10 protein-coding genes and 1 pseudogene are annotated in these 11,547 nt (G+C 42.6%); 2 read left to right on the plus strand and 9 right to left on the minus strand.

Annotated features, from left to right (window positions below; all coding sequences use genetic code 11):
• Positions 1–5: 5 nt before the first annotated feature.
• The 5 genes from FCL48_RS04950 to FCL48_RS04970 all read right to left on the minus strand — a co-directional run bounded on the left by FCL48_RS04950 (position 6) and on the right by FCL48_RS04970 (position 6,519).
• Positions 6–590, minus strand: a complete 585-nt coding sequence (locus FCL48_RS04950) for a rhodanese-like domain-containing protein (RefSeq protein ID WP_136871137.1) — start codon at positions 588–590, stop codon at positions 6–8.
• Positions 591–606: 16 nt separating this feature from the next.
• Positions 607–2,727, minus strand: a complete 2,121-nt coding sequence (locus tag FCL48_RS04955) for a heavy metal translocating P-type ATPase (RefSeq protein ID WP_136871138.1) — start codon at positions 2,725–2,727, stop codon at positions 607–609.
• 25 nt (positions 2,728–2,752) lie between these two features.
• Positions 2,753–3,124 (minus strand): helix-turn-helix transcriptional regulator, encoded by a 372-nt coding sequence (locus tag FCL48_RS04960; protein ID WP_136871139.1) that lies wholly within the window; start codon positions 3,122–3,124, stop codon positions 2,753–2,755.
• Positions 3,125–3,411: 287 nt separating this feature from the next.
• Positions 3,412–3,672, minus strand: coding sequence for a DsbA family protein (locus FCL48_RS04965; RefSeq protein ID WP_136871140.1), 261 nt, complete (start codon positions 3,670–3,672; stop codon positions 3,412–3,414).
• Between the two features lie 999 nt (positions 3,673–4,671).
• On the minus strand, positions 4,672–6,519 hold the full coding sequence (locus FCL48_RS04970) for a cation-translocating P-type ATPase (RefSeq protein WP_169309086.1): 1,848 nt from the start codon (positions 6,517–6,519) through the stop codon (positions 4,672–4,674).
• 180 nt (positions 6,520–6,699) lie between these two features.
• Here FCL48_RS04970 and FCL48_RS04975 point away from each other — a divergent pair, with 180 nt between their 5' ends.
• Positions 6,700–7,113 carry a MarR family winged helix-turn-helix transcriptional regulator gene (locus FCL48_RS04975; RefSeq protein ID WP_136871142.1) on the plus strand — a complete coding sequence of 138 codons (414 nt, stop codon included), beginning with the start codon at positions 6,700–6,702 and terminating at the stop codon, positions 7,111–7,113.
• A 425-nt stretch (positions 7,114–7,538) separates the two neighbouring features.
• Here FCL48_RS04975 and FCL48_RS04980 read toward each other — a convergent pair whose 3' ends face one another.
• The 3 genes from FCL48_RS04980 to FCL48_RS04990 form a co-directional block, all read right to left on the minus strand.
• On the minus strand, positions 7,539–7,961 hold the full coding sequence (locus FCL48_RS04980) for a DUF6488 family protein (RefSeq protein WP_205747648.1): 423 nt from the start codon (positions 7,959–7,961) through the stop codon (positions 7,539–7,541).
• Between the two features lie 78 nt (positions 7,962–8,039).
• A complete protein-coding gene (locus FCL48_RS04985) occupies positions 8,040–9,179 on the minus strand; it encodes a HupE/UreJ family protein (protein WP_136871143.1) in 1,140 nt (379 codons plus the stop codon).
• A 235-nt stretch (positions 9,180–9,414) separates the two neighbouring features.
• Positions 9,415–9,822 carry a hypothetical protein gene (locus FCL48_RS04990; protein WP_136871144.1) on the minus strand — a complete coding sequence of 136 codons (408 nt, stop codon included), beginning with the start codon at positions 9,820–9,822 and terminating at the stop codon, positions 9,415–9,417.
• 411 nt (positions 9,823–10,233) lie between these two features.
• Between FCL48_RS04990 and FCL48_RS04995 the strand changes: the two are divergent.
• Positions 10,234–10,412: pseudogene (locus FCL48_RS04995) on the plus strand (transposase); the annotation flags it as partial.
• A 63-nt stretch (positions 10,413–10,475) separates the two neighbouring features.
• Here the strand turns inward: FCL48_RS04995 and FCL48_RS05000 are convergent.
• Positions 10,476–11,546: an ABC transporter ATP-binding protein gene (locus tag FCL48_RS05000; RefSeq protein ID WP_136871145.1), complete on the minus strand. Its 1,071-nt coding sequence runs from the start codon at positions 11,544–11,546 to the stop codon at positions 10,476–10,478.
• Between the last annotated feature and the right edge of the window lies 1 nt (position 11,547).

The raw sequence follows: 11,547 nt of genomic DNA on the forward strand, positions 1-11,547 counted from the left end.
AGTTTTCAGGCTGTCCCATCACAATAATAAACGATAAGCTGTTGTTTATTGGCCGGGAGTTTGTCGATGTTTTTGGCAAATACCCCGTTGTATATGGAAACAGCTCCGGGGATATGCGCCTGGCTGTAGGATTGATCCGTCCGGGCATCAATCAGGGTAAATGGTGTTGTGTTGGCTGAGATGAGTTTTGAAAGTGTCTTTGCGTTAATTTGGTTGCTTTCAAGTATAGGTGCCTTACTCGCAACCGTGATACTGACGGCAAGGAGCACTCCGTCTTCGTTGAGGTACTCTATTTCAAGATCCGAATCTGACGCGATACTGCTGAAGGTTTCGGTGCCAATCAGAATTGTATCATCACTAAATGTGATGACCTTGGCCCCGGTGCCTGTCGCCAGCTGCAACATTGATGCTTTAAATGAAATAACATCGAGTGTTCCCTTGAGTACTTTAGTATCCGTTGTTGCAGGACACCCTTCACAGCTGCCAATTACAGGATTCTGTGTCGCATCTTCGCTTTTTCCTGCAATAGGCGTTACAAGCAGCAGAATGAAAGCCGCTACCAATAAATGTTTTTTCTTGCTGTTAGACATAGTATTATTTTTAAGGTTAATCTTTTAGGATTCTGGAACTGTTTGCAACGGCCAGCAGCGCCGTGCCAACATCTGCAAAGACAGCTTCCCACATGGACGCAAGACCAAAGGCCCCCATAGTAAGAAAAACAGCCTTTACCCCGAAAGCGAGAATGATATTCTGCCAGACGATACGACGTGTTTTCTTAGCAATGGATATTGCTTCAGCCAATTTAAGGGGAGAATCCGTCATCAAAACAACATCCGCCGTTTCAATAGCGGCATCGCTGCCTAGGCCACCCATAGCAACACCGATATCAGATCTTGCCAGAACCGGGGCGTCATTTATCCCGTCACCAACAAATACTGTTTTGGCTCCATCTACGGTCGCCTGACTCAGCCATTCGAATTTTTCCACCTTATCTTCAGGAAGTAGTCCGGCATAATAACTGTCAAGCTGCAGTTGTTTGGCAATCTTACTCGCAATTTTCGCCGTGTCCCCTGTCAACATGGAAATATGATCTACCCCAAGCTTGCGCAACTTTTCGATTGCCTCTACTGTATCAGACTTCAGTTCGTCACCAATAGTAATGTAGCCACCATAGGTGTCATCGATGACAACATGGACTACAGTGGTATCAAATTCGAGTTTGGTGTGAGGTATTGAATTGGACTGCAGAATGCGATCGTTGCCTACCAAAACGGAGTATTGACCATATTCAACAGATACTCCTTGGCCTGAATAGTCTGTATGCCCGGATATCTTTTGTTCATCTAGTTTACCGCCTTTGTCGGAAAAAGCCTGTGAGATTGAGAGCGCAATAGGGTGATTTGAATGGAACTCAGCTGCAGCGGCAAACTCAAGGATCTCCTGTTCGGACCAGGTACCGTTAGGAATTATTTCCCTTACCTTGAACACTCCACGTGTCAACGTTCCGGTTTTGTCAAAAACAACGGTTTTAACTGCAGTGAGTGCATCTATGTAATTAGAGCCTTTTATCAGTATTCCGCGACGTGAAGCACGCCCTATTCCTGCAAAGTATCCAAGCGGTATGCTAACAACAAGAGCGCATGGACAGGAGATAACCAGCATAACAAGTGCACGGTAGATCCACACATCAAAAGGAGCTGCGAAAAAAAGAGGTGGTAGCAGCGCTACACATGCAGCTATCACAACCACGGCTGGTGTGTAATACCTGGCAAAAGTTGTAATGAATTTTTCTGTTCGTGCTTTTCGGGCTGTAGCATTTTCTACAAGCTCCATCACTTTGGCAATGGATGAATCCTCGAACGGTCTGCTCACCTGGATAGTCAATGCTCCAGTTGTGGCGATCGCACCAGCCAAGACACTATCCCCAACGTTTACTGTCACAGGAATAGATTCTCCGGTCAATGCCGAGTTGTCAACTTGGGAACTGCCATCAATGACGTGACCGTCAAGTGGGATTTTTTCACCTGGCTTTACAAGGATTATGTTATCGACCTGAACCTTTTCAGGTGCTACTTCCTGTAATCCAAATGGCGTTTTGAGTAATGCAGTATTTGGTCTTGCTGCTAAAAGACCTCGAATAGACCTTCGGGAATTATTAACTGCACGTTCCTGAAGCAACTCTCCAATCTTGAAAAATATCATGACGCCTATGGCTTCTGCATAGGCGTGAATGGCAAAAGCACCACAAGTTGCTATAACCATCAAAACGTTTTCGTCGAAAAACAGTCCTCTTCTTATAGTCTTGAAAGCACCGGCAATAACATTCCAGCCGGCAAGAAGATACGCAGCAAAAGCCAAGATAAACTCAAGCGGGACAATATTAAGGGCATGAAACCTGTTTTCTAGCATTAATTGCGAGCCAAAGAGGACAACAGCACTGAACAAGGCTAAAGTTTCCAAACTCAACCAGTTTATCGGAGTAGGTACACTTAGAGTTTGAGGGGAACTGTGTTGCAAGGGGCTGAGCTCCGCTTCGGGCTCTATCAGCTTTATCTGTGCTTCAACTTTGCACAGATCATCAGCCTGTAGATGGAGGATCTGGTTTGCAAAATCAAAAGAAGCATAATCTACACCTTCCAGCTGTTGTAAACTTCCCTCTATTTTTGCAGCACAGTTGGCGCAATCTATCTTTGTAATTTTATATTTCTTGGTATCTTTTGCCTTCATCACATTAACCCTATCTTGATAGTACTTATTCGGAGATGTGCTCCATTCCCGTTTCAAGTAACTTACGAACATGATCATCTGTCAGAGAATAAAACATCACCTTTCCATCTCTACGATGCTTGACAATCCTCGACATCTTCAGCTTGTTCAACTGATGAGATACTGCCGATTGTTTCAGATTCAGTAGTGCACATATATCGCAAACACACATCTCGGATTCAGATAAGGCCCATAAAATTGAAAGTCGTGTGCCATCACCAAACACCTTGAAAAGAGCAGAGAGCGATTGAACATGCGTTTGATTCGGCATTCTTTGTGTAACTTCTGTGACAATATTTTCATGAATTGCTTTGACTTCGCACAGTTCTGCATTTTGTACCCGGATATCCTGCGTCATTGTTTCTCCTTTGGTTGAATACAGAATTCATATTATCATATGATCATGTGTTAATATATAATAGTGATAGTTGTTATTGTCAATGATATTGGTAGAGGCCATTGGGTAAAATTGGAAGTTGGGTTCCTACTCCCTATGCTGCACGACAAGTTTATTTGTTTTCCAATAGTCTCAATAGATAGGGGATGCTCTAAGGCCGACAACCCTTCGCCTCTTCAGGCGAAGGGTTGTGGAATCGGTAGGTTAAGAAGCGGGATAAATACCCCTTACTTATTGAGCTTCTTCATCTAATCGTCAATCAGTTTCTGAAAACCGCTGAGGGAACGCTGTTTGAGCTTTCGACCGTTGATGAAGACGGACGGAGTTCCTGTGATTCCATTTTGCTGGGCCTCAACCATATCATTAAGGAGGCGGTTGGTAAGCTCTTTTGATTGCATATCCATTTTAAACTTCTGCAGATCTAATCCAAGCTCAGTCGCTATACGTTCAAAAGATGCCTGCATGATCTTTTTCTCAGCAAATAATTTATCATGATATTCCCAAAACATATCTTGCTATCCAGCCGCAAGAGCAGCAAGCGCTGCCGGTTGTGCCTGATCATACATCTTCAGTGGGAAGTTTTAAAATACGATTTTAACATTTCCTACATTTTTATTGAGCATCTGCTCAAGAAGTGGCGTGATTTTGCCACAGTATGGTCATTGAAAATCTAAAAAAACAGCAACCGTAAACGTACCAAAAATGGTGAAGAGAGTGCGGGCGGCAACGAGACGTAATACGGCAACAAGGCCGATTGCTCTCCATCTCTTTCCCTACTGCCCGTTTTTTTTGTTAATTTACCCAAGTAGGGGGTGTAAGCCCAAACCGCCGAAATTTCCGAGAGGTTTTGTCGTTATCTATGTAACGCACCAGAAATAGGTGTTTTTAGAAAAACTACCTTTAAAAAAGACGACCACACCGGTCAGTTTAAATATCATCTAAGACATGACCAATTTGTATTTTTTGAGTCAAAAAAGAGGTTGAAATTTAGCATAGCGCACTGCCACGGAATTTTCGGCGGTTCCGGCTTACAACCCCTTAATCCAGCATCTGACAGATACTACTTTTGTGTGAAGGGTTGATATTAGTAGTATTCTTATCCTAAGAATCCATTTTCTCCTGATGTTGATATAGTTCCTGAACGTTTTTACCTTGACCAGGGCCAAATACCACGACCGAAATGGAGCATCCTGACACTTCCGAAAATTCAAGAATTTTTCCAAAAAAATGGTCCCAAATGTAGCGGTTGAAATTACGTATACTTCCAGAATCTCTTTTATTGATAGCATATAACCATATGGTATTTATCAATAATATTTTATTGTCAGATAATTATTGCTTCTCAAAAGGTCAAGAGGACCTTTGCGTGCTGTTAGACAGCAACCTGAACTGATAAGGAATCTCAATTTCTGGGAATGTCCTTCAGTATAGTCCAAGATATTCAAGATTTGTTTATTGTTGTCCAAAATTTTAACTGTTTCTGCCCAGATTCCTTGCTGTTCAGCACTTTAGGCCAGGGGCCTTTCCTTCGTGAATCCGATGGATGCGGCAAGGGCTACCACAAGTATTGAACCCATGTTGTGTGTGACCGCCCCCCAAATAGGGGTAAGCAGGCCTGTAGCACCGGCTATAACCGCGATACAATTGATACTAAAGCTCAACCAGATATTAATTTGTATCGTGCGGGACATCTTTCTGCTCAATTGAATAAGAAAAGGCAATTGTTCGAGCCTGTCGTTCATTAATACGATATCAGCAGTCTCCAGTGCCACATCCGCCCCCCTGGTTCCCATAGCAATACCGGTATCTGCAGCTTTCAAAGCCGGAGCGTCATTAATCCCATCTCCAATATAAACCGATAGACCCTCTGTATAAGCTTCTATTCTATCAAGTTTTTCAGCTGGTTTCTGAGAAGCGTAATACTCTTTAATACCCACAGATTCTGCCGTCGTCCTAACAGGAGAATTCTGATCTCCAGATATAATGGCAATTTTTTCTATGCCCAACTCCCGTATTGCCTTTATTGTCGCTTCAGCTTTAGCGCGAGGTCGGTCAATCAGGCTGATCGAGCCAAAAACCCTGCTATCTACAACGATATCTATATTGGTATATCCGTTATCATCTAAGGTTCTACTGGTCACAATTTCTATATGCTGACCTTCAACCATACCTGAAATCCCCTGACCGGCTTCAGTACGTATGTCTTCTGCCCTGGCATAGTCAAGCTGTAATTCTTCGGCTTTTTTTCCAATAGCTGCTCCTAAAGGATGCAAGCTTCCTTTTTCAAGGGCGGCGGCCATTGCCAACACCTCGTTGTTCGTCACCCCTTCAGCAGAAATAATAGCTACTATTTCTGGCTCACCATTTGTGATGGTCCCGGTTTTATCAAAGAAAAATCCTCGGGAATCAGCAATATTTTCCAGATATTTTCCTCCCTTAACCACTATTCCAGATTTCGCAGCTCTGCCAATGGCAGCGACTGTTGTGACAGGGCTTGCTAGTAGAAAAGAACAGGGGCAGCCTACGATAAGGACTGTAATTGCTCTGGTAACATCCCAAGTAAAGAAATAGGTAAATACTGCAGCGAAAAGAATAACAGGGGTGAACCAGGCAGCATAAGTATCGACGATTTTACCACTTCGAGTCTTTTGTTGCTCAGCGCCCTCAATCAACTGGATAATCCTGCCGATTGTCGAATCCCTCCCAACCCTATCGGCCTTGATCTTGATGAACCCATTGGTGCAAAGAGTACCCGCAAACACCTGACCGCCGAAATTTTTTTGCACCGGAATGGACTCACCTGTTATGGATGATTCATCAACCGCAGTTGAACCCTCTGTGACTGTACCGTCAACTGCAATTGTGTCACCTGCCCTAATGATTACAATATCACCTATCCTAACATTTTTAATATCTATCTCAATTTCCTTGCAATCTTTCTCGATCGTAGTCGTTTTGGGTGTAATCGCCATAAGCTTACGAATGGAGTTCCTGGCGCTATCGCTTACCGCCTCTTCAACAAGAGCTCCAAAAATCATGATAGCACTCACTACAGCACCCTCGAGGTAATTGCCGTTTATCATGCATGCGATGATGGCAATACTTACCAGCTCGTCCACGTTGATTTCTTTGTTGAGTATTCCTCTCCCAGCCTCAACTATTATCGGCAAGCCATTAACGGCAATTGATAGTAGAAGGGCAATATCCAAAAGGCTCAGGTCAATGGATGGAACTACCTGTATTTTAGGAAGAATAAAAGATAGAGGAATGAGGAAGGCTCCCAGGGATACCTTGACGAAATCTTCCGAGCGGAATAACTCTCTGTAAATACTTAAATCTGCATGACGACCGATCATTTTTGCCCTCATTTATGTTTGATAGTCAAACTACTTGATGCACTTACTACCCTCGAATAACTTGAATGTCAAGATATTTGAAAATCTATATTTCCTGTGGTATTGTATCTCCGCATAGATTAATGGGACTGTCCTACCGATTGTTATAATTATACAATCTAATCTGTTCAGGGATTGCTGATGGATGCCGAAGAACTTTCAAAAACGATAATCGAGTTTTACGAGAAGCTTACCACTTGGGAAGATGGAGTAGTCAAGGATAGTGGGCTTACGACGTCACAGAACCATGCCATCGAAATTGTTGGCCATGAAGGTGCTATAAAAATGAGAAAGCTGGCAGATAAGCTCGGCGTGACAACCGGGACTCTGACAGTCAGTATCGACCGTCTTGAAAAAAAGGCACTGCTCAGACGTGTTCCTCACAAGTCGGACAGGAGGTCATACTTGATCGAATTAACGGAGAAAGGTCAAAAGGTATTCAAAATGCATCACAACCATCATCTCAATCTAACTCGGGAAATGATGACAGATTTCTCTGAGCAGGAGCAAGCGACCCTTTATCAATCTCTCAAAAAGATGATGGAACATTTCTAGACTAATTCCACTTTTGTGAAGGTAGACCTTTATTATTTGTGATGGTTTGACTTACGCAGAAAGGGATGGTTTGATATCGTTTTCAGAGCGGCTCCTATCTTGAGTAACAACCTTATTAAGGTTATCTGATTACCCCTGAAACTCACCAAATTTTTGAGAGATTGTTCTTCATTAATCGCTACCTCTTTATAAGCAAAGCTTTTTGATGAAAATATGTCCAAAAGCCGGAATATCTAAGATATTTGGCAATACATCTTAATGTCAAGGCGTTACTGCTTGCAGTTGTTTTCAAGCTGAGCTATAGGGGTAATCAGATAATAATATAAAACATCAATAATATCCCCCCTGTCATTTTATCGACAGGGGGGATTTTTAGATAGTTCTCAGTTTAGACATAAATTCTATCTGTTATATTGAAAATAGCATCAGGATCCAGAATAATTGGCCGCGATGTATTCCCCGCTCAAAGTAAAGAATATATATAGTGTTTGTTTTGCAACATCACTAATCTCTTTGTTTTTGTAGGAAACAACCCATTCCGGACGTTCGTTGAATATCTTCTGCTCGACCTTGTTCTCTTTTAAGCCGACCCAAGTTGCCTCGATTTTTCCATCAGTTGCCAACGCTTTTACGACTTCCAAAGCTCGACTAGCAGCGACCTCACTGGAAACCGGTGGTTGCTCCTTGGAGGGACCATGCGAATGACCCGATCCAGCAAGAGCCGGGGTGACAAAAAACAGCATTGAGAATAAAAGTGCGATTGTTGAGTATTTCATAACGTTCTCCAAATAGATTTGAATTTTAATGTAATGGTTTGTGACGATATTCAAAATATTTTCATTTTCCATGCAATTTTCTTTACTGAGGATCATACTAAAACGAAAATACAGGTAAATTACTCGTCGTTTTTTCAAGCATATTTTGATTTATAGTGTGGGATGCTCAGTTACCTTTTTCTCTTGTTTTGGGATCGTTGTTTGAGCAACCACCTCCAAGTCAAGACGCTGATAATCGCCACTCACATTTAAAGTTACAGCGACAGGGAAAGAATTGTTATTCTTCCAATACCAGCCATGAGTACCGTCAAAGACTGTTGTTAAAGAGCCGTTAAATTTACTATCCGTGCTTTTTATGAAGCTCTTAAAAGAACCAGTCGTATCGCCTTTCGGCTCGCCGTGAAAATCAAAAAACAGATCGCCCTTGTTTGTGCTCCAAGCATATTGAAATTTTGCTCCTTTTTGAAGCTGCAGCTTGTATTCTTTCTCACCTCTGGCTGGTATGATAATACTGATTGTGTCTTTCCAGTCTACTTGTGGTGCTGTCTCAGCCAGCTCTACTTGTTCAACCGGTTGTACGTTGGCAGTCAACTCTTCAGCGTTTGCAGTATGCTCATAACCATGCATCTGCATAAAAAAGAGAAGCCCCCCAGCCAGAATTAATGAATTGTTTACTATCTTACTGAAGGTTGGAAAGGCTTCTCTTTTACGAAAGGCGGCGACAAGAAGTAGCATTAGAGCCAGTGCTGCGATTTGTCCGATCTCGATGCCGATATTAAAAGAGATGATATTCATTAGCAACTGGTCCTCACTCAACGGAAGTTGCTGTAAACGAGTAGAAAGACCAAGGCCGTGGATTAAACCTAAACTAAATATCATAGCCAGCATATTAGGAGACTTGATATTTAAATATTTTTTAAACCCTTCAAGATTATGAAAGGCTATATAGCAAACGCTCAACGCGATAACAGCATCAATTAAAAAATAATTAACCTGAATTGCATTAAAAGTTGCAAAAATAAGAGTGATACTGTGTCCAATAGTGAAGGCGGAGATGTATTTAACAATATCTTTGAATCGGGTAAGAAAAAATATGATCCCAAAGACAAAAAGCAAATGGTCATACCCAGATAACATGTGAGTCGCGCCAATCAATATATAGCGCAGATTACCACCTTCAATAATGATTTGTTTTTCTTCTTCAGACATCCCATGTCCGAATGCCTGGCTTGCTATAAACACCGCAAATATTGCAATGAGCAAGGGGGCTTTTTTAAAAATAGATAACATAGAAACCTCAGTATTATTTAACTTGAGACAAGGGTACTCGCCACAGTACTCAAGACGACTAGACTAACTGAGAAGTAAATTTAGTACTTTTGATCTATACAACTCGCAAAGATGCCGTAACCATTAGATATCAATGCGAGAATAAAGTTTTTCTGACTTATACTCTACGCACGATATTTAGAGGTTGGCTTCAAAAGTACTACAGCTACTAATTCAGCTTTAGAAAAATAAAATCTCAGGAAATATAGGGGGGTGCACGAGGATTAATCGTTGAGCGATTAAAATCACGCAAGCTGGCATTGAGAAAAGTACGAGTTGTGCAAGTAATAAGTGGAGAGTTCTGCAGTTTAAAACCAGTGCCAATTACTGCCAAGAATGGCTTCTTTGGTTTTCCGTTCTTGGAAAAACGGTATTCTTGGCCAAACTCTATCGCAATCGAAGAATGTCTCTGCTGTGCAACATCTTCGGCAATCGAACTAGTATCTATCGATCGATGAGAATGAACTTCAACTGGATGTTGATGATTATCCTGTTCATGGCTATGAGGACTTGCCAGATGGATATGTGTAGCTGACCACTGTACGGTTATAAAGGCAATAATAGCTGTAAACAGCAGTAAGTGAGTCGCTCGAGTTTTATTCATATTTATTTGAGGATTTGAAAATATTTAAACCTCTCATCACTCGACCAAGCACATAAGTGCTTGTTTTATTGCCAAATTAGCCGTATGGATGGTGATAGAAAAAACTTATGTAACAACAATTCCCACATGTTTTCCAGAGAGAATAAAGCATTCTGATACAACATCTATTGCCTTATTACAAGAAAATCAATCTAGGAACTAATTGAATTTTGCATGGTATTAATCCGTAAGGTGATTGCCAGACATTGGTTGCCCTACGAAAAAGGAATAATGTATATAAATATAAACACGTCAAGTCATTGGCTGAATGTCCGCTGATTGACGTACGGATTAATAAAACATTGCTGCCCCATAAATAGTTACGGAATAACAGATAAATAAAGGGTTGATATGTTTTATAGTGTCAGGGAAATTGCCGCACTCTACAAAGAGCGCTGGCAGATCGAACTATTCTTTAAATGGCTCAAGCAAAACCTCAAAATTAAGTCTTACCTCGGCACACCCCGCAATGCTGTGCTTACACCCAGCCCTGGATTGCGCTGTGCCTCTATCTTCTGCTATCTTTTCTGAAATTTAAAGCAAGAATTGGCTTCCGTTGTTGACGACCTCAAGATGATGCTCAGGCGTAAGCCATATGCAGCCACCACCTGTACTTAAGGTGATACCTGTTGTTTACGTGGAAAAACTACAAGATTGTCTACTTCCGGAACAATTCCGATGTACTCACCGATGCTGTGGTTATGATGGCTGGACACAAGAGCCCGGCAATGCTCTCCGGAAGATAATTCGAGTTGGTAGAGAATATTCGGGCCGCGAAATGATTTGTGGACTACCTTCGCCTGTACTTGAGCATCCTCTGCATGCAGGACATCTTCAGGGCGAATGAGCAGATCAACCTCGCAGCCAGATTCACATGGCAGTGAAAGATTACCTTTCAGCAGCCCCAGGCCGCTTTCCACCTGGCCAGGTCCTGTGACTTTACCTGTTACCAGTGCCCCGTCGCCGACAAACGTTGCAACCTCAAGGCTTGCCGGTCGATGATAGACGTCATAGGCATTCCCCCACTGCTGCATTGTGCCGTAGAACAGCACCCCTATCTTATCCGCCACTGAAAAGGCCTCATGCTGGTTATGGGTTACCATCAGCGCCGTTGTACCTAGCTCTTTGAGGATATCCCGGACTTCAACCGTGAGTCTGTCACGTAACAATGCATCGAGATTGGAGAATGGTTCATCGAGCAGGAGTAGCTCTGGTTCTGGTGCCAGGGCCCGTGCAAGCGCCACCCGTTGTTGCTGACCGCCCGAGAGTTCATGGGGATATTTAGTTGCGGCCTCAGCCATACCCACAAGCTCCAACATTGTCAGAACCTTCTCTTTACGTATCTGTTGCGCTTTACTACGGATACCGAATTCAATATTCTGGATAGCTGTAAGGTGTGGAAAAAGTGCGTAATCCTGAAAAACCATACCTATGGATCGTTTCTCGGGTGGAACACTTAGGTTAGGGGTCGAGACAATCTTGCCACCAATTTGCACTTGCCCTCTATCGATTGCTTCAAACCCGGCAATCACGCGGAGCAGTGTGGTTTTACCACAACCGCTTGGTCCCAGGAGGCAACCGATTTCTCCCTTGGCCATTGAAAAACTTATTTCATTGGCGACTTGATTCGACCCGAATGACTTGCATACCTGCTCGACTTGCAGAAGTGGTACTGTTTCTTGCATA

It is taken from the genome of Desulforhopalus sp. IMCC35007 (assembly GCF_005116575.1).
Taxonomy (GTDB): domain Bacteria; phylum Desulfobacterota; class Desulfobulbia; order Desulfobulbales; family Desulfocapsaceae; genus Desulforhopalus_A.

Excerpts from the sequence above, each read along its gene's own strand:
- FCL48_RS04950 (WP_136871137.1), bottom strand. The coding sequence starts at position 590 with ATGTCTAACAGCAAGAAAAAACATTTATTGGTAGCGGCTTTCATTCTG.
- FCL48_RS04955 (WP_136871138.1), bottom strand. The coding sequence starts at position 2,727 with ATGAAGGCAAAAGATACCAAGAAATATAAAATTACAAAGATAGATTGC.
- FCL48_RS04960 (WP_136871139.1), bottom strand. The coding sequence starts at position 3,124 with ATGACGCAGGATATCCGGGTACAAAATGCAGAACTGTGCGAAGTCAAA.
- FCL48_RS04965 (WP_136871140.1), bottom strand. The coding sequence starts at position 3,672 with ATGTTTTGGGAATATCATGATAAATTATTTGCTGAGAAAAAGATCATG.
- FCL48_RS04970 (WP_169309086.1), bottom strand. The coding sequence starts at position 6,519 with ATGATCGGTCGTCATGCAGATTTAAGTATTTACAGAGAGTTATTCCGC.
- FCL48_RS04975 (WP_136871142.1), top strand. The coding sequence starts at position 6,700 with ATGGATGCCGAAGAACTTTCAAAAACGATAATCGAGTTTTACGAGAAG.
- FCL48_RS04980 (WP_205747648.1), bottom strand. The coding sequence starts at position 7,961 with ATGGAAAATGAAAATATTTTGAATATCGTCACAAACCATTACATTAAA.
- FCL48_RS04985 (WP_136871143.1), bottom strand. The coding sequence starts at position 9,179 with ATGTTATCTATTTTTAAAAAAGCCCCCTTGCTCATTGCAATATTTGCG.
- FCL48_RS04990 (WP_136871144.1), bottom strand. The coding sequence starts at position 9,822 with ATGAATAAAACTCGAGCGACTCACTTACTGCTGTTTACAGCTATTATT.
- FCL48_RS05000 (WP_136871145.1), bottom strand. The coding sequence starts at position 11,546 with ATGCAAGAAACAGTACCACTTCTGCAAGTCGAGCAGGTATGCAAGTCA.